Annotated in this window: 16 protein-coding genes; 8 read left to right on the top strand and 8 right to left on the bottom strand. The window is 68.5% G+C overall.

Annotated features, from left to right (window positions below; genetic code table 11):
- Positions 1-263: 263 nt before the first annotated feature.
- Both AC1RKI_RS15505 and AC1RKI_RS15500 read right to left on the bottom strand, forming a co-directional pair.
- Positions 264-1079 (bottom strand): IclR family transcriptional regulator, encoded by an 816-nt coding sequence (locus AC1RKI_RS15505; RefSeq protein WP_492796484.1) that lies wholly within the window; start codon positions 1077-1079, stop codon positions 264-266.
- A gap of 149 nt (positions 1080-1228) precedes the next feature.
- On the bottom strand, positions 1229-2050 hold the full coding sequence (locus AC1RKI_RS15500; RefSeq protein ID WP_492796370.1) for an IclR family transcriptional regulator: 822 nt from the start codon (positions 2048-2050) through the stop codon (positions 1229-1231).
- Positions 2051-2234: 184 nt separating this feature from the next.
- Here AC1RKI_RS15500 and AC1RKI_RS15495 point away from each other — a divergent pair, with 184 nt between their 5' ends.
- The 3 genes from AC1RKI_RS15495 to AC1RKI_RS15485 are packed head-to-tail and all read left to right on the top strand — an operon-like array spanning position 2235 to position 5632.
- On the top strand, positions 2235-3392 hold the full coding sequence (locus AC1RKI_RS15495) for an acyl-CoA dehydrogenase family protein (RefSeq protein WP_227459515.1): 1158 nt from the start codon (positions 2235-2237) through the stop codon (positions 3390-3392).
- Positions 3393-3426: 34 nt separating this feature from the next.
- A complete protein-coding gene (locus tag AC1RKI_RS15490; RefSeq protein ID WP_150979047.1) occupies positions 3427-4401 on the top strand; it encodes a Bug family tripartite tricarboxylate transporter substrate binding protein in 975 nt (324 codons plus the stop codon).
- A gap of 19 nt (positions 4402-4420) precedes the next feature.
- Entirely contained in the window at positions 4421-5632 is a 1212-nt protein-coding gene (locus AC1RKI_RS15485; protein WP_492796373.1) for a CaiB/BaiF CoA transferase family protein, read from the top strand.
- Positions 5633-5729: 97 nt separating this feature from the next.
- Here AC1RKI_RS15485 and AC1RKI_RS15480 read toward each other — a convergent pair whose 3' ends face one another.
- Genes AC1RKI_RS15480 through AC1RKI_RS15455 form a run of 6 tightly spaced genes read right to left on the bottom strand, consistent with a single transcriptional unit; the run spans position 5730 to position 11335 of the window.
- Positions 5730-7760, bottom strand: a complete 2031-nt coding sequence (locus AC1RKI_RS15480; RefSeq protein WP_492796375.1) for a hybrid sensor histidine kinase/response regulator — start codon at positions 7758-7760, stop codon at positions 5730-5732.
- Positions 7750-8631 carry an ATP-binding protein gene (locus AC1RKI_RS15475; RefSeq protein ID WP_150979050.1) on the bottom strand — a complete coding sequence of 294 codons (882 nt, stop codon included), beginning with the start codon at positions 8629-8631 and terminating at the stop codon, positions 7750-7752. Before AC1RKI_RS15475 ends, AC1RKI_RS15480 begins: the two co-directional genes overlap by 11 nt.
- A 31-nt stretch (positions 8632-8662) precedes the next feature.
- Positions 8663-9709 carry an ATP-binding SpoIIE family protein phosphatase gene (locus AC1RKI_RS15470; RefSeq protein ID WP_244787370.1) on the bottom strand — a complete coding sequence of 349 codons (1047 nt, stop codon included), beginning with the start codon at positions 9707-9709 and terminating at the stop codon, positions 8663-8665.
- A complete protein-coding gene (locus tag AC1RKI_RS15465; RefSeq protein WP_227459510.1) occupies positions 9684-10094 on the bottom strand; it encodes an ATP-binding protein in 411 nt (136 codons plus the stop codon). The genes AC1RKI_RS15470 and AC1RKI_RS15465 overlap by 26 nt, the downstream gene beginning before the upstream one ends.
- A 1-nt stretch (position 10095) precedes the next feature.
- On the bottom strand, positions 10096-10455 hold the full coding sequence (locus AC1RKI_RS15460) for an STAS domain-containing protein (RefSeq protein WP_061954996.1): 360 nt from the start codon (positions 10453-10455) through the stop codon (positions 10096-10098).
- A 19-nt stretch (positions 10456-10474) separates the two neighbouring features.
- Entirely contained in the window at positions 10475-11335 is an 861-nt protein-coding gene (locus AC1RKI_RS15455; RefSeq protein WP_061954998.1) for an STAS domain-containing protein, read from the bottom strand.
- Positions 11336-11614: 279 nt separating this feature from the next.
- On the opposite strand from AC1RKI_RS15455, the gene AC1RKI_RS15450 reads away from it, so the two are divergent.
- From AC1RKI_RS15450 to pdeM, 5 genes are read left to right on the top strand one after another with little or no spacing between them, the layout of a single operon-like run.
- Positions 11615-11935, top strand: a complete 321-nt coding sequence (locus AC1RKI_RS15450) for a hypothetical protein (protein WP_200899005.1) — start codon at positions 11615-11617, stop codon at positions 11933-11935.
- Between the two features lie 53 nt (positions 11936-11988).
- Entirely contained in the window at positions 11989-13035 is a 1047-nt protein-coding gene (locus AC1RKI_RS15445) for a ligase-associated DNA damage response exonuclease (protein WP_492796378.1), read from the top strand.
- Entirely contained in the window at positions 13032-14699 is a 1668-nt protein-coding gene (locus tag AC1RKI_RS15440; protein WP_244787376.1) for an ATP-dependent DNA ligase, read from the top strand. Before AC1RKI_RS15445 ends, AC1RKI_RS15440 begins: the two co-directional genes overlap by 4 nt.
- Positions 14696-17464 (top strand): ligase-associated DNA damage response DEXH box helicase, encoded by a 2769-nt coding sequence (locus AC1RKI_RS15435; protein WP_492796380.1) that lies wholly within the window; start codon positions 14696-14698, stop codon positions 17462-17464. The genes AC1RKI_RS15440 and AC1RKI_RS15435 overlap by 4 nt, the downstream gene beginning before the upstream one ends.
- A complete protein-coding gene (pdeM, locus tag AC1RKI_RS15430) occupies positions 17461-18162 on the top strand; it encodes a ligase-associated DNA damage response endonuclease PdeM (protein ID WP_492796382.1) in 702 nt (233 codons plus the stop codon). Before AC1RKI_RS15435 ends, pdeM begins: the two co-directional genes overlap by 4 nt.
- Positions 18163-18172 lie beyond the last annotated feature (10 nt).

The following is an 18172-nucleotide window of genomic DNA, read 5'->3' as shown; positions in this document are numbered from 1 at the left end:
CTCGCATTACGTAATCAGTGCGCATGATGCCCATCGGACAATTGATGCGTCAAGGAAAGCCTCACGGCGGCATGGCTCTTGTGTCGCTTTTCCGTTGAACAGGACCAGGCCCGAACCGTTGCAGGCGGCGAGTCAAGCGAGCTTTTGCCGAGGAAAATCGCTGATCCGGGTCGATCTGTCGCGATGTGGTGGGCGAACCCGTAGGCGATCCGATGGCCGGATCCGGTGGGCCATCTGGGCGCGGTGTCGTGCCGCCACGCGCGCTATCGCAGCCCGAGAAGCGACTCCAGGTTATGCGCGACCGCGACCAGACGTGGGCCAACGGTCCGGCGCAACGCCTCGAACGCTCCCGATCGCGCGCGGACGCCGGTGTTGATGACGAACCACTGCGAGTCCACCGGCTTGCAGAGCGGCACGGCAAACGCAAATACGTCGTGTCGCCATTCGGCGCGATTCGAGCAGAAGCCGACCGTTTCCAGATCTTCGCGCGCCTGCGCCAGACCGGGCGCGGCGCGGCGGAACGCGTCGCCATCCTGCAGGCGCAGCCGGTTGAGCACCGGGTCGCACAGGGCGGCCGGCACGCGGCACAGCCATGCCTTGCCGATGGCGGTGGTCAGCATCGGCAGCGCGGCGCCGATATCGGGCGGGACCACGAGGTTGTCGGTCGATCGCGCGGTTTCCACGTAGATCATCTGCGTGCGGTCGCGGATGCCCAGCGACACGGCGCCGCCCACTTCGTCGGCCAGCGCCTTCATCAGCGGGCGCGCCGCCTGCCGGATCTGCATGCTGGCCAGCAGCGGATAGGCGGGCGCCAGCACCGGCGCGCCGAGCCGGTATTTGCCCAGCGCCGCCTCATGACGGAGATAGCCCAGCACGCACAGCGTATGGGTCAGCCGCGCCACGGTTGACTTCGATAGCCCGGTGCGTTGCACGAAGTCCTTGTTGCCCAGCAGCGCGTCGCCGGGCCGGTATGCCAGCAGGATGTCGATGCCGCTGGCCAGCGTCGTGGCGAACTGGCGATCCTTCGGAGGCGCGTCGGCCGGTGCGTTCGGATCGGCCAAGCCGATCGCATGCACCATGGTGTCGGAGTCGCCAGAGCAGTCATTGCGGCCAGATCGACCTGATCCGCCCGCAATGGCTGGGTCGGCTGCATCGCCGGGATCAGCTGCGTCGGCGGGACCAGCGGAATCGACGGGATCGGCCGGTCCGCCCGGAACGGTACGGCGCGTCATGTCAGCAGCGCCTCGACGTCTTCCACCAGCGCGATCAGCCGTGGGCCCATTTCGCGTTCGAGCTTGCGCGGCGACATGCGCGCAATCGGCACGCCGCAATTGAACACCAGGATTTCGCCGTCGATCGCCCGGCGCATCGGCACGGCCACGGCATGCACGTCGCGCAGCCAGTCGCCGGCCGACCGCGTGAAGCCAAGCGCGGCAAGATCGTGCACGGCGCTGGCGATGGCCTCGGCATGGCGCTGCCAGTCGCCGGGATCGGCCTCGCGCAAGGCGTCGACCACGGCGGCACGCACGTCCGCCGGCGCCTGCGCCAGCCAGGCGCGGCCCATTGCGGACGTCAGCATCGGTAGCGATGCGCCGATATCGGGCCGGAACGCGATCGCATCGTGCCCGCGGCTGGTTTCCACATAGACCATGCGCAGCCGGTCGCGCAGCCCCAGCGAGACCGATCCCCCGACGCGGTCGGCCAGCGCCTTCATCAACGGCCGGGCCACCTGGCGAATGCGCAGGCTGGCCAGCAGTGGATAGCCCAGCGACAGCGCGGTCGATCCCAGCCGGTAACGGCGCAGGCGCGTGTCATACAGCAGCAGCCCGCGCGCCGCCAGCGTGTACGTCAGCCGGCTGATGGTGGCCTTCGACAGCTGCGTGCGTTCGGCCAGTTCCTTGTTGCTCAGCGCGGCGTCGCCCACGCCAAAGCACTGCAGCAGCGCCAGCCCGTGGGCCAGCGTCGTGGCGAAGGCGGGGTCGGGGTGGCGCGGGCGCGGCTTGCGCGGCCCATCAGGCGCATCAGGCGAATGAGACGGCAACGTGGTCATTGGCGACGATCTTACCGAAGCGGCCGCCTTTTATCCCGGCCGATGTTCAAGATAGCGAAACAAGCGTGCCGGTATTTCGAAGCCAGGCGTACGCTCGGGGCCATCAAAAAACGCGTTGAACCGCTGGCGCGCAGCCGGCGCGTTCCGTCAACGACGACAACATCCACCTCAGGAGCGAGACAAGATGATCCGAGACGCAGAATCCTTCCAGGCATTCCTGCACACGCTGCGCAGCTTCGTGCGCGAACAACTGGTTCCGCGTGAAGCGGAAGTGGCGCAACGCGACGAGGTGCCGCAGGATCTCGTCGACGCGATGGCTGCGCAGGGCATGTTCGGCTATTCGATTCCCGAAGCGTACGGCGGCGCCGGCATGACCACCGAGGAACTGGTGCTGGCGGCCATCGAGCTGTCGCAATGCTCGGTCGCGTTCCGCGCCCGCGTGGGCACCAATACCGGAATCGGATCGGAGGCCCTGGTGGCGGACGGCACGGCCGAACAGAAGCGCACGTGGCTGCCGTTGCTGGCCAGCGGCGCCGTCACCGGCGCGTTTGCGCTGACCGAGCCCGATGCCGGGTCCGATGCCACCGCGTTAGCCACATCGGCCCGGCGCGACGGCGATCACTATGTGCTCAACGGCACCAAGTGCTTCATCACCAACGCGCCGATCGCCGGGCTGTTTACCGTGATGGCGCGTACCGATCCGGCGCGCGCCGGCGCGGGCGGCATCTCGGCGTTTATCGTGCCGCGCGACACGCTCGGGCTCACCACCGGGCAGCCGTATCAGAAGATGGGCCAGGCCGGGTCGCCGGTGTCCGAGGTGCATTTCGACAATTGCCGCGTGCCGGCCGCCAACCTGATCGGCGGCGAGGAAGGGCAGGGGTTTCGCACCGCGATGAAGGTGCTTAACAAGCAGCGCATCCATCTGGCTGCGCTGTGCACGGGGCCGGCGATTCGCATGCTCGACGACGCCGTGCGCTTCGTCACGCAGCGCAAGCAGTTTGGCCAGCCGCTGGCCGATTTCCAGCTCGTGCAGGCGATGATCGCCGACTGCCAGACCGATATCCACGCCGCACGCGCGTTGATCATGGAAACCGCGCGCAAGCGGGACCAGGGGCAGGACGTGACGATGGAAGCGTCGATCTGCAAGTACTTCGCTTCCGAGATGTGCGGCCGCGTGGCGGACCGCTGCGTGCAGCTGTTTGGCGGCTACGGCTACATCGCCGACTACGGCATCGAGCGCTTCTATCGCGACGTCCGCCTGTTCCGCCTGTACGAAGGCACCAGCCAGATCCATCAACTCAACATCGCCAAGCGCACCTTTGCGCAGGCGGGTGGCCGCTGACGCGCCGCCGCACCCAGACAACGAGGAGACACCCATGTTCAAGCCCCTGCTGGCAGCCGCCGCGCTGCTGGGCGGCGTGGCGGCGCTGCCCGCGCACGCCGCCGATGCCGCATATCCGAGCAAAGTCATCCGGCTGGTGGTGCCGTTCGCACCGGGCGGATCCACCGACATCGTGGCGCGGCTGATCGCCGAGCCGCTGCGCGAAGAGCTGGGGCAAACCGTAATCGTCGACAACCGTCCCGGCGCGGGCGGCAATATCGGCGGCGATATCGTCGCCAAGGCGGCGCCGGATGGCTACACGCTGCTGATGGCCGCGGCAGGCCAGATCGTGATCAATCCGAGCCTCTACGCGAAGATGAGCTACGACCCGGCGCGCGATCTGGCTCCCGTGACGATGATCGCGCGCGATCACAACCTGATGGCGGTCAATGCGTCGCTGCCGGTGAAGAACGTGAAGGAGTTCATCGCCTATGCCAAGGCGCACCCGAACGACGTCACGTTCGGATCGCCCGGCAACGGCAGCCCGGCGCAACTGGCCGGCGCATTGCTGAACCAGACCGCCGGCATTCGCATGCAGCACGTGCCATACAAGGGCAGCGGCCCGGCCGTGGCGGACCTGATCGCCGGGCATATCACACTGATGATCGACAACATGCCGGCGTTGTGGCCGCACGTGCAGTCCGGCAAGCTGCGCGCGCTGGCGGTGACCAGCGACAAGCGCGCCTCGGGCGCACCGGACGTGCCAACGGCCGAGGAAGCCGGGCTCAAGGGTTATACGGTGACGGCGTGGAAGGGCATGATGGCGCCGGCCAACACGCCGCGCCCAATCATCGACAAGCTCAACCACGCGGTCGTCAAGGTGCTGGCACGGCCCGATATCCGCAAGCGGCTGATCGAGCAGGGCGCCGAGCCGGTCGGCAATACGCCGGAACAGTTCGCGCAGCAGATCAAGGCCGATGGCGCGTGGTGGGGCGCGCTGGTCAAATCTACCGGCACCACGCTGGACTAATCGACAGGACCGCGACGATATGCAAGGCAATACCCAAGGCCCGCTGGCGGGCGTGCGCATCCTCGACATGGCCACCGTCATCGCCGCACCGTTTTCCGGCACGCTGTGTGCCGACATGGGCGCCGATGTGGTCAAGCTGGAACTGCCCGACGGCAGCGATCCGCTGCGCGGCCTGTCCCCGGTCAAGGACGACCTGGCGCTGTACTGGAAGGTCACCAACCGCGGCAAGCGCGGTATCACGCTCGACGTGCGCAAACCGGCCGGGCGCGAACTGTTCCTGCGGCTGCTGCCCGATTTCGATGTGCTGATCGAGAACTTCCGCACCGGCACGCTGGACCGCTGGGGCCTGGACCTCGCCACGCTGCAACGCGCCAATCCGCGCCTGACGGTGCTGCGGCTGACCGGTTTCGGGCAGACCGGGCCCTATGCGCAGCGCGCCGGATTTGCGCGCATCTTCGAGGCCATGAGCGGCTTTACGAACCTGACCGGCGATGCCGACGGCCCGCCGTTGCACATGAACTATCCGATCGGCGATATGGTGGCGGGCCTGTTCGGCGCGTTCGCGATTGCCAGCGCGATGGCCGAACGCCGCCGGCCGGGCAACGCCGACATGCCGGGGCAAGACATCGACTTGTCGGCCACCGAGGCGCTGTTCCGCGTGCTGGAGCCGCTGGCCGTGGAATACGAGCAGTTGGGACAGATCCGTCAGCGCGCCGGCAACCGCGCCACCTACACCGCGCCATCGAACATGTACGCAACGTCCGACGGGCAATGGATTTCGCTTGTGGCGTCGTCCGGCGCGATCTTCCGGCGCCTGTGCGATGCGATCGGCCAGCCGGAGTTGGCCGACGATGCGCGTTTTGCCAGCAACCCCGCGCGCGTGCGCCATCTGGAGGCGCTCGACGCCGTGCTCGCCCAGTGGTTTGCGGCCCATCCGCACGCGCACGTGGCGCAGGCGCTGAAGGCGCACGAAATCCCGTTCAGCAAGATTTTTTCGATCGCCGATATCGTCGACGATCCGCATTTCCAGGCGCGCCAAGCCATCGTGCGCCTGCCCGATCCCGATCTCGGTTCGATCCCGGCGCCCTGCGTGGTGCCGCGCTTTTCGAGCTACACGGCCGTGCCGGCACGCAGCGGTCCGTCGGTGGGGGAACACAATGCGGAAGTCTATTGCGCGTTGGGATTGACGCAGGCCGATCTCGCGGGCCTGCGCGAGGCAGGCGTGGTCTGACGCGCTTCGCGCATCGCGTTTTCGTTTTGAATGGCCGACGTGCGGGCCGGGCTTCTGCGCGCCTGCCGTGGACTCCCGGCTGCCGCGCGCTACCGCGCTACCGGCCCAACGCCAGCGCGGCCTCGATGGCGTCCATCAGTTCCTGCAGGCGCAGCGGCTTGCCGCACACGGCGTCGAAGCCCGATTCGATTGCGGCGCGCCGGTCCTGCTGGCGCGTGAACGCGGTGAGCGCCACGGCCGGCATGCGCGGCAGCGCTTGCAGCGCCTCGTGCACCCGTACATCGCGGATCAGGTCGTTGCCATCGCGGCCGGGCAGGCCGATATCGCTGATCATCAGGTCCGGCCGGCTGCGCGAGACGTGGTCGAGCGCTTCCTCGCAGTCGCGCGCGGTACGCACGCGGGCACCATAGTCGGCCAGGATCGCGGACAGCGCAGCAGCGGCATCGGCGTCGTCTTCCACCACCAGCACGTCCAGTGCACTGAGCGGCGCCGGTTGCTGCAGCGGGGGCGGGTCGGCCAGCGTGTCGGCGGAATTGGGCTCGGCGCGGCCCATCAGCGGGATGGTCACGTCGAACGTGGAGCCCTGGTCCAGTCCAGCGCTGAAGGCGCGCACCGTGCCGCCATGCATTTCGGACAGATGCTTGACGATGGCCAGCCCGAGTCCCAGTCCGCCGTGCTTGCGGCGATTAGCGTCTTCGCTCTGCGTGAAGCGGTCGAACAGCAGCGGCAGGAATTCGGCCGGGATGCCGCGCCCGTTGTCGATCACGCGCACATGCAGCGATTCGGTATCGGAGGACACCTGGATGCGCACCGTGCCGCCTTCGGGCGAAAACTTGATCGCATTCGAGATCAGGTTCCACAGAATCTGCTGGAAGCGTGCGGCGTCCAGCCACGCGGTGTGCGTGAGCGTCGGCGCCAGTTCGATCGCCAGCGTTACCTGGCGCTCCTCGGCCTGCGCCTGCATGCTCTCCATCGCGCCGCGTACCACGTCGGCCGGATCCACGCGCTCGCGTTCGAGCTTCATCTTGCCGACGTTGAGCATCGACACGTCGACCAGATCGGCCACCAGCCGCCGCTGGATCGCGATATTGCGCTCCACGGCGGCCAGTCCGCGCCGGCCCTCATCGGAGTTGACATGGCGCGTCAGCACGTGGGTCCAGACCGATATCACATTGAGCGGATTGCGCAGCTCGTGCGACAGGATCGCGATGAAATCGTCCTTCATGCGATTGAGCCGCTCCACCGCGGCGCGCGCGGCCTGCTCGCGTTCGATCAACTGTTCGCGCTGGCGTTCGAGGTTGACGTGGTCGGTAATGTTGGACACCACGGCCACCTTGATGCCGGTTTCCAGCGCGGGCGAAATGCTCCACTCCAGGTGCATGGTCTCGCCGTGGGCGTCTTCCAGCGGAAAGGTGCCTTGCCAGCCGCCCTGGCGCGAGTGTCCGGTGGCGTCGGCCACGCGCTCGCGCCAGGACGGCGGCGCGAACGCGGACACCGGCTGGCCCACCAGTTCGGACGCGGGGCGCTTGAGCATGGTCAGCATGGCTGGATTCACGTCGACCAGCCGGCCGTCCAGGTCCAGCGTGCAGATGCCGCCGATCGCCTGGTCGTAGATCGCGCGCAGGCGCGCCTCGTTTTCGCGCATCGAGCGTTCCGCCGCGCTGGCGCGCAGCAGCGACGAAATCGTGGCGACCAGCACCGTCGGTTCGACCGGATGGACCAGATAGGCGCTGGCGCCGGCGTCCAGGCCGCGCACCTTGTCGTAATCGGCGACGTAGGTGGCCGACAGGTGCACCACGGGCACCGTGGTGGTATCGGGCCGCTCGCGCAGGATGCGGCACACCTGGAAGCCGTCGATGTCTGGCAGGTTCACATCGAGCACCACTGCCGACACGCTGGTGTCGGCCAGTTGCAGCGCCTGCTGCCCGCTGTCGGCCTCCGCGGTGCGAAATCCCGCCGCGGCCAGCACGCGCACCGTCGCGTAGCGCGTGACCGGATTGTCGTCCACCACCAGCACCAACTGGTGCGCGGCATCGGCGCCGCTTGCGCCTGGGCTATGTGGGGCGGCCAGCCAGGCGGCGTCGCGGCCGGCCGGTGCGGAAGAGTCGCGCTGCGGATCATCCGGCATGATCGGCTCCGGAAACAGGCGTGGCGGCAGGGTACGTGGTAGGCAGCGTCACGTAGAAACGCGAACCCACCCCGACCTCGCTTTCGAAGCCGACGTACCCGCCGAGCAGTTCGGCCAGCCGCTTGGACAGCGCCAGGCCCAGGCCAGAGCCCCGGTAGCGCCGCTGCAGCGGGGAATCGATCTGCACGAAATCCTGGAAAACCTCGCCGTGGGAAGCGGCCGGAATGCCGATGCCGGTGTCGCGCACGGAAAACGTGATGGTGTCCGGCGCCTCGCACACCGCCGACACGCGCACTTCGCCGCTGGGCGTGAATTTCAGCGCGTTGGAGATGTAGTTGCGCAGGATCTGCGATACCTTGCGGTCGTCGCTGAACAGCTTCGACACGCCATGCGGTTCCTCGAAGATCAGCGAGACCTCGGGGTTGGTCAGCACGGGCTTGAACATGCCGCGCAGCGCGTCGAACAGCGCCACCATGTCGAACCAGGCCGGCGACACGTCTACGCGCCCCGCTTCGAGCCGCGCCAGGTCGAGCAGGTCGTTGACCATCTCGGCAAACTCGGCCGCCGTGTCGCGCACGAACTTGACCTGCTTTTCCTGCTCGGCGGTCAGCGGGCCGTCGACGCGGTCGATCAGCAGCCGCGTGATGCTCTGGATCGACACGATCGGCGTGCGGAATTCGTGGCTCATGTAGGCCAGGAAGCGGCTCTTGAGTTCGGTCGCCTGGCGCAGCTGCTCGGCCTGCATGTCGAGCTCCGAGTACAGCGCCACCACGCCGCGATTGGTCTCTTCCAGTTCGGCGCGCAACGCGAGCACTTCCTGCGTGCGAGCTTCGAGCGTGGCCTGCAGCGCGGCAATATCGTCGGAAGTCATGGGCGATGGGGGCAAGGTGGGCGCGTTCATATCAGTCTTTTGCACGTCTGATCACCACGGCGGTGGCGTCGTCGCGGCCGCGGCAGAACTTCCACAGCACGAATGCCGCCACGATGGCCGGGTCGCGCTGCAGCAAGGTGGGATCGTCCAACTGCCAGCGAGACTGGATGCCGTCGGAATGCACGACGACCAGCGCATGCGCGGGCCAGTCCAGCTCCTGCTCCTGCACGCTGCGCACCTGGATGCCGGCCGTGCCGCTCTGGCTGATCATGGTGCGGTCGCCGATGCCGGAGATGACGCGGCCCAGGATATTGCCGGCGCCGGCAAAGCGGATGCGGTTGGCGCCCGCGTCGATCCGGTATGCCGCGACCGCCGCGCCGCGCGTGCCGCGCAGTGCGCCGTGCGCCCGTTCCACGTAAGCACCCGGCGCGCCGCCGTGCGTGGCGTCGAAGGCGGTGAGGGCGGCCGTGGCGGCGTGGGCGGCGTCGGGGCCATGTCCGAGGCCGTCCACCACCACCACGTCGGCGCGCCCGTCGTGCACGGCCACGCCCCAGCCATCGCCGCTGACGCTTTCGCCTGGCGCGGCCAGGCAGACGGCGCCTACCGCGAAGCCGCCGCCGGGACGCCGCGCGGCGCCGCCCGGTACGCGGTCGCGGTAGAAGCGCGCCAGGATCAGGCTGCCTTGGCCCGGGCTGGTGTGGATGTCGAAATCGTCGGCCAGCCGGCTCACTGCACCGAGCCCCTGGCCGGCGCTGCCGCCCGTGGAATGGCCGTCGCGCAGACAGGCCTGCAGGTCGTCCATGCCGGGGCCGTCGTCGATCGACAGCAGCTCGATGGCCAGATTGCCCGAGACCTCGCGCGCGGCCAGCAACAGGCGACCGCCCTGCGCATAACGCACGAGGTTGTTGCCCAGCTCGTTGACCGCCACCGCCAGCCGTCCGGCCACCGTGGCGTCGAACCCGAGGCGCGTGGACAACTCGGCGGCCAGGCGGCGCGCCTCGCCCACGCGGCTCGCATCGCCCATCGGCACGACGATATGGGGTCCGTGGTTGCTACTTCCACCGAGTGATGCTGACACAGGTTCCCTCGCCAACTTTGGTACGGATCGCGAATTCGTTCACCAGCCGCTTGCTGCCCGACAGGCCCATGCCCAGGCCACCACCGGTGGTCCAGCCATCCACCAGCGCCTGTTCGACATCGGGAATGCCCGGGCCCTGATCCTCGAAATGCAGGCGCAGCCCGCGCCGGATGCCGTCCTGGACGATCTCCCAGCGCATTTCCCCGCCGCCGCCGTACACCATCGCATTGCGCGCCAACTCGCTGGCCGCCGTAATCATCTTAGTTTGCTCCACCAGCGAGAACTTCAGCTGGGCCGTCAGTGTGCGCACCACGGCGCGCGCCTGAACGATGTCGCGTTCGTCGCGGACCGGGGCGCTGCCGGTCGGGGCCAGTTCGCCGGCCACGTCAGGCGTCCTGCGCAGCGTTGAGCATCGCCATGCCGCGCTCCACGTTAAGTGCCGTCTTCACGCCGCCCAGCGACAGCCCCAGCTCCACCAGCGTGATCGCCACCGCCGGGCGGATGCCGACCACCACGGTCGTCGCGCCGAGGATGCGGCAAATATCGGAAATGCCGACCAGCGTGCGTCCGATAAACGAGTCCACCATTTCCAGCGCCGATACGTCGATCAGCAGACCATGCGCGCCGGTTTTTTCCACCATCGTGGCCAGGTCTTCCTGGAGCAGCAGCGCGGTCTGGTCCTGCATGTCGATCTGGATCGTCACCAGCAAATACTTGCCCATCCGCAAGATTGGAATCCGTTCCATGGCTACCTCGTGCTCCCGGTTAGCTGGCGTTGCGCACGACGGTGTGGCCGGTCATGCGCATGGCGGCGCCAAGCGCGTCGGCCAGGCTTGCCTTGGTGATGATGCCCTGCAGATCGATGCCCAGATGGACGATGGTTTGCGCGATCTGCGGGCGGATGCCGCTGATGATGCATTCGGCGCCCATCAGGCGGATGGCCGTGACGGTTTTCATCAGGTGCTGCGCCACCAGCGTATCGACGGTGGGCACGCCCGTGATGTCGATGATGGCCAGTTCGGAGCTGGTCTCGACCAGACGATCCAGCAGCGTCTCCAGCACCATCTGGGCGCGGCTGCTGTCCAGCGTGCCGATCACGGGCACCGCCAGCACGCCTTCCCAGAGCTTGATCACCGGCGTCGAGAGTTCCAGCAGTTCATGCTGCTGGCGCGTGATGATGTCCTCGCGCGTGCGGGTGTAGGTGGAAACGGTCCATTGCGCCATGCGGTCGACCAGCGCCGAGGTGGCCCAGATCGCGTCGATCTGCGAGTCCAGCCCGCCGGTGGCGGCCTGGCGTTGCAGCGCGTCGAAGATCGGCCGTTTCAGCGACAGCACGAAGGCGCTGGTGACGTCCGCAGTTTCGCCTTGCGCGGCGCGCGCCGACGACAACTGCGCGAGCGTGTCGCGCAGCGCCGACCACGCCGGCGACGTGGCAAAGCCGGTGGCCGCCCCATCCGCCTGCAGGCCGCGCTCGAAGCCGCGCAGGATCGCCTGCTGGTCGCCGGCCAGATTCTGGGTCAGTCCGCGGCCATCGGCGGCGCTTTGGTATTCCGCGGCCCAGCCGCGCAAAACATTGTCCTGCTCGTTACGCAGGAGATCGGCAAGTCGCTGGTTTTCGGGGCGCATGACGAGTATCGAATGGGGTTGGGGACGCCGGCCGCAGGACAGCGTCGGCAGGAGGTGATCGAATCATTGTAGGAGAGATGGCTAGATCACACTATCGGCTTCCGGCTGATTGACGAAACAACCAAAACGGGTGTAGTTAGCGCCAGAATTGGTGCACCTGTGAGAATGCGCCGACAGGCGAAGCGGACCGGGGCCGGTGACGAAAGCGCTGCGCTGCGCCTAGCCTGTGAGCATCAGGCCGCAAAAAGGCCGTAGACGTAGACACAGGCGGAGGCGAGGGTGGACTGGCTCGATGCATTGCAGTGGCCCGCGATGGCCGTGACGGTGCTGGCGACATGGCTGGTGGGGTGCCAGTCGCCGCGCAAGCGCAAAATCGGCTTCTGGGTGTTCCTGTTCAGCAACGCGCTATGGGTGGGATGGGGCCTGCATACCGGCGCCTGGGCGCTGGTGGTGTTGCAGTTTGCGCTGGCGGCACTGAACTTGCGAGGCCAGGCCGAAGCGCGCAAGGCGCGGCGCGATGGCGGACCGGGTGACGGCCAAGGTGACGGCCAAGGTGACCAACGCGGGCCGGACGCGGCGGCAAGCGGGCCGGTGGGCTGATCCGGAGGACGAATGCGGCAAGGCATCTGGCGGCAAAGACAGCAACGGCGGCGATGGCGGCGGACCTGATCGTGGCAAGGCCGGAGGGGCTTTACTGCCCGCCCGGCGATTTCTATATCGACCCCTGGCGGCCCGTGGCGCGCGCCGTGATTACGCACGCCCATTCCGATCACGCCCGCTTTGGCCACGCGCACTACCTTTGCGCCGAACCCGGTCGCGGCGTGCTGCTGGCGCGGCTGCCCGGGATTTCGCTCGACACGTTGCCCTACGGCCAGCGCATGACGCATCATGGCGTGACGCTGAGCCTGCATCCCGCCGGACATGTGCTCGGGTCGGCCCAGGTGCGGCTTGAACATGGCGGTCAGGTCTGGGTGGCGTCAGGCGACTACAAGGTGGAAGCCGACGGCACCTGCGATCCATTCGAGCCGGTGCGCTGCGACACCTTTATCACCGAAAGCACATTCGGCCTGCCGATTTATCGGTGGCCCACGCAGGCCACGCTGATGGCCGAAATCTTTCACTGGTGGCAAGTCAACGCCGCGGCGGGGCGCGCCAGCGTTTTGTACTGCTATGCCTTCGGCAAGGCGCAGCGCATCCTGCATGGACTAATGCGCCACGCGGGCACGGCGCTCGAGATGCCTGGCCCCATCGTGATCCATGGCGCGATGGCCAACCTGAACCGCGCCTATGCCGAGGCCGGCGTGGCCCTGCCGCCAACGCTCACCACCGCGGATCTACCCGCGCGCAGCCCGGCGTTGCAGCGCGCGCTGGTCGTTGCGCCGCCGTCGGCGCAGCGCTCCACCTGGCTGCGCCGCTTCGGCAGCGCTTCCGATGCTTTCGCCAGCGGCTGGATGCAGTTGCGCGGCACGCGCCGCCGCCGCGGCGTTGATCGTGGCTTTGCGTTGTCCGACCACGCCGACTGGCCGGGCCTGCTGTCGGCCATCGACGCCACGGGCGCGCAGCGCGTGATCGTCACCCATGGCAACGTGCCGGTGATGGTGCGCTACCTGTCGGAGCAGGGCTTGTCGGCCGAGGCGTTTACGACGGAATTCGGTGACGATGACGATGGCACCGGCGCCGCCGCGGAGGTGACGGCATGAAGGCGTTCGCCGATCTCTACAGCGCGCTGGACGGCACCACATCGAGCAACGCCAAGCTGGCCGCGCTGGTCGAGTACTTTCGCGCCGCGCCGCCTGCCGATGCCGCGTGGGCGGTCTATTTTCTGGCAGGCGGCAAGCCGCGCCAGATCGTGCCCGTCGCTGCGTTGCGCGAGCTTGCACAACGCGCGGCGGGATTGCCCGAGTGGCTGTTCGAGGAAAGCTATCAAGCCGTTGGCGACCTCGCCGAGACCATCGCGCTGCTGTTGCCGCAGGCCGAGCACGCCGATACGGCGGGACTGGCGCAATGGGTCGAGCAGCGTCTGCTGCCGCTGCGCGGGCAACCGCCCGAGACACTATCGGCGGCGCTCGACGTGCTGTGGCGCCCGCTGGACGCGCGTGCGCGGCTGGTGCTGTTCAAGCTGATCACGGGCGCGTTTCGGGTCGGTGTGTCGAAGCTGTTGGTCACGCGCGCACTGGGCGAGGTGGCGGGCGTCGATCCCAAGCGCGTTGCCGAGCGGCTGGTCGGCTATACCGACATCTCCGCGCGGCCCACACCCGAGCGCTTTCTGGCGCTGATCGCGCCAACCTCGGCGACAGGCGAGGCGACGCCGCGCGGCGGCCAACCGTATCCGTTCTTCCTTGCGCATCCGCTGCAGGCGCCGGTCGACGATTTCGACACGGTGCTCGGCGATCCGGCGCAATGGCTGGTGGAATGGAAATGGGACGGCATCCGCGCGCAGCTGGTGCGTCGCGACGGCCAGTCGTGGCTGTGGTCGCGCGGCGAAGAGCTGATCACCGAGCGCTTTCCCGAACTCGCCGAGGCCGCGCGCATGCTGCCGGACGGCACCGTGCTCGACGGCGAAATCATCGTCTGGATCGACGGCCAGGTGCAGCCGTTCGCGCTGTTGCAGCAACGGATTGGGCGCAAGACGCTGAATGCGAAGCTGCTGCGCGAGGCGCCCGCGATCCTGATGGCCTATGACCTGCTGGAATGGCAGGGCCAGGACTGGCGCGCGCGCCCGCAGGCCGAGCGCCGTGCGCAGTTGGCGCGCGTGATCGCCGATCACGTGCATCCCGCGCTGGAACTCAGCCCGTTGGTCCAGGCCGATGACTGGCCGCACTTCGCCCGTCTGCGCGAGACATCGCGCGCGCTGGGCGTCGAGGGCTTCATGCTCAAGGCCGCCAGCGCCGCGTACGGCGCGGGACGCACGCGCGACGTCGGCGTCTGGTGGAAATGGAAGATCGATCCCTACACGGTCGATGCGGTGCTGGTGTACGCCCAGCGAGGACACGGACGGCGCGCCAGCCTCTATACCGATTACACGTTCGCAGTGTGGAATGCGCCGCCCGGTTCGCCGGAGCGCGCGCTGGTGCCGTTCGCCAAGGCCTATTCCGGGCTGACCGACGAGGAAATCCGTGCGGTCGACGCCATCGTGCGGCGCACCACGGTGGAGTCGTTCGGCCCGGTGCGCAGCCTCACGCCGACGCAAGTGTTCGAGCTGGGATTCGAGGGCATCGCGCGCAGCGGCCGGCACAAGAGCGGCATTGCCGTGCGCTTTCCGCGCATGCTGCGCTGGCGCACCGACAAGCCGGTCGACGAAGCCGATACGCTGGCCACGCTCGAAGCGATGCTGCCCGCGCCGCAGGCCAGGGACGCCGCATGAGCGCCGGCGATACGCCTTTTGTGCAGGCGCCGCCGGTGGCGCAATCGCTGCCGGCGCTGTTCGCCGCGCGCCACTGGCAACCGTTCGACTTCCAGCGCGAGGTGTGGGACGCCATCGGCAAGGGGCAAAGCGGGCTATTGCACGCCACCACGGGCACTGGCAAGACTTATGCGGCGTGGCTCGGCGCGCTGCTGGCATTCGCCGAGCCGCCGGCACGGGCCAACGCGCTGCCGCCGCCGCTGACGGTGCTGTGGCTGACGCCGATGCGCGCGCTGGCGGCGGATACCACGCGCGCGCTGCAGGCGCCGCTGGCCGAACTGGGGCTGGACTGGACCGTGGCGCTGCGCACCGGCGACACCGGCAGCAGCGAGCGCGCGGCGCAGGCGCGGCGGCTGCCCACGGCGCTGGTGACGACGCCCGAAAGCCTGTCCTTGCTGCTGACGCGTGCCGATGCGCGAGAAGCGCTGGGCCGCGTGCGGCTGGTGGTGGTCGACGAATGGCACGAACTGATCGGCAGCAAGCGCGGAGTGCAAGTGCAACTGGCGTTGGCGCGGCTGCATCGCTGGCAGCCCGATCTGCGCGTGTGGGGCCTGTCGGCGACGCTCGGCAATCTCGATCACGCGCGCGACGTGCTGCTGGCCGGTGTGCCGGAGGCGCGGCGCGTGCTGGTGCACGGCCACACGCCCAAGACGCTGATCGTCGATACGCTCCTGCCCGACAGCGCCGGGCGCTTTCCGTGGGCTGGGCACCTGGGCCTGTCGATGCTGCCGCATGTACTGCGCGAACTGGAATCGAGCAGCACCTCGCTGGTGTTCCTCAATACGCGCTCGCAGGCGGAAATCTGGTATCAGGCGATGCTCGACGCGCGGCCCGACTGGGCCGGCCAGATCGCGCTGCATCACGGATCGCTCGATCGCGCGGTGCGCGAGTGGGTGGAACTGAACCTGAAGAACGGCGCGTTGCGCGCGGTGGTCTGCACATCGAGCCTCGATCTCGGTGTCGATTTTCTGCCAGTGGAACGGGTGCTGCAGATTGGCTCGCCCAAGGGCGTGGCGCGGCTGCTGCAGCGCGCGGGGCGTTCGGGCCACGCGCCGGGCCGTGCCTCGCGCGTGACCGTGGTGCCCACGCATTCGCTGGAACTGGTGGAGTCGGTGGCGGCGCGCATGGCAATCGAGGCCGGGCGCATCGAAGCGCGCGAATCGCCGGACAAGCCGCTGGACGTGCTGGTGCAGCATCTGGTCACCGTGGCGCTGGGCGGCGGATTCCAGGCCGAAGCGCTGCGCGACGAGGTACGGCGCACGTGGGCCTATCGCGATCTCACCGACGACGAGTGGCGCTGGTGTCTCGATTTCGTGCGGCAGGGCGGCCCAACGCTGTCCGTGTATCCGGACTATCGACGCGCCATGCCCGACGAGCATGGCGTGTGGCGCGTGCCCGATGCGCGTCTGGCGCGGCGCCATCGCATGAGCGTCGGCACCATTGTCAGCGACGCCACCATGCAGGTGCGTTTCTGGACGCGCGCCGGCAGTGGCGGCGCGTCGCTGGGCACGGTCGAGGAAGGATTCATCGCAAGGCTGGCGCCCGGCGACTGCTTCCTGTTTGGCGGGCGCCTGCTGGAACTGGTGCGCGTGCAGGAAATGACTGCGTATGTGCGGCGCGCCAGCGGCAAACGCCCGGCGGTGCCGCGCTGGAATGGCAGCAAGATGCCGTTGTCGACCGAACTGGCCGATGCCGTGGTGGCGACGCTCGACGCGGTGCAAGCGGGCCGGCTCGATCCGGCCAGCACGCCCGAGCTGCCACTGATCGCGCCGATCGTCGAATTGCAGGCGCGCTGGTCGGCGCTGCCATCGCCCAATACGTTGCTGGCCGAGACGCTCCATTCGCGCGAAGGCTGGCATCTGTTTCTCTACCCGTTCGCGGGGCGCTCGGTCCATCTGGGGCTGGGCAGCCTGCTGGCATGGCGCTTCGGGCAAAAGGTGCCGGCCACGTTCTCCGTGGCGGTCAATGACTACGGACTGGAATTGCTGTCGTCGGTGCCGATGGATTGGGCGCGCTGGCTGCCGCAGGTGCTGGCCGAGGAGCGCCAGCGCGATCTTGCTGCCGACGTGATGGGCAGCCTCAATGTGGGCGAGTTGTCGCTGCGACGGTTTCGCGAGATCGCGCGCGTGGCCGGCCTGATCTTCCAGGGCTACCCCGGTGCGCATCACAGCGCGCGGCAGTTGCAGGCGTCGTCGAGCCTGTTCTACGAGGTGTTCCGCAAGCACGATCCCGGCAACCTGCTGCTGGGCCAGGCCGAACGCGAAGTGCTGATGCAGGAACTGGACGCGCACCGGCTGGCCGATACGCTGACGCGGCTGGCTGCGCTGCGGCTGGACCTGCGCGCGCTGCTACGCCCGTCGCCGCTGTCGTTTCCGCTGATCGTGGAATTCCTGCGCGAAAAGCTCAGTACCGAGAAGCTGGCCGACCGCATCGCGCGCATGCTGGCCGAACTTGAGCTGGCCGCGGCGCAGCCCGATGCCGACGCCGGCGGCGAGGCCCGCGCCAGCCGGCAAGGCCCCGCGCGGGCCAGTGCCGATGCCAGCCGCTATCGCGGGCCGATGCACGATTCGCCGCCCGCGGTGGATGCCGAGCGCGTGGCCGAACTGGCGCGCTTTGGCATGGCCGATCACGCCCGGGCGCCGGGCGCGCGCACGGCGGATGGCACACGAAAACCGCGCGGCGCGCGCCGTCCGCGCAAGCCGTCCAAACCGCTGCCGCTGCTATGAGCGCCGCCACAAACCAGGACCCGGCCGTGCGGGAAGCCGGCGCGCAGATCGTCGAGATTGCTGGCGAGACGCTCTGGCTGCTGCCCGAGCATGCGGTCTGGTGGCCCCGCGCCGCGATGCTGTTGGTGGCCGATGTCCACCTTGGCAAGGCGGCGGCATTCCGCGCGCTGGGCCAGCCGGTGCCGCACGGCACGACCGCCGACAATCTGGCCCGGCTGGCCGATCTGGTCCGCCGCTACCCGGCGCGTGAACTGGTGTTTCTGGGCGATTTCCTGCATGCGCGCGCGGCACGCACCGCGGCGGTGCTGCTGGCGCTGCACGACTGGCGGCGCGCGATGCCGTCGCGCGTGCATTGCACGCTGGTGCGCGGCAACCATGACGCCCATGCCGGCGATCCGCCCGAAGGTCTGGGCATCGAGGTGGTCGCCGAACCGTTGATCGTCGCGCCGTTCGCACTGTGTCACACGCCGGGCGCGTCGCCGCATGGCTATGTGATGGCGGGCCATTTGCATCCGGCCTGCGTGCTGCGCGGCGCGGGCGCGGATTCGTTGCGCCTGCCATGTTTCGTCGTCGCGCCGCACGGCATGATCCTGCCTGCATTCGGGGCGTTTACGGGCCACGCCACGATGCGCGCCGGCGCGGGCGAGCGCCTCTATGCGGTGGGCGGTGGACGGGTGTGGGCTTTGCCGCCGCGCTGACGCGGCTGGC

It is taken from the genome of Cupriavidus sp. GW822-FHT06G04, assembly GCF_058799075.1.
The sequence above is the reverse complement of the archived record's forward strand: the minus strand, read 5'-3'. Positions and strand labels throughout refer to the sequence as shown.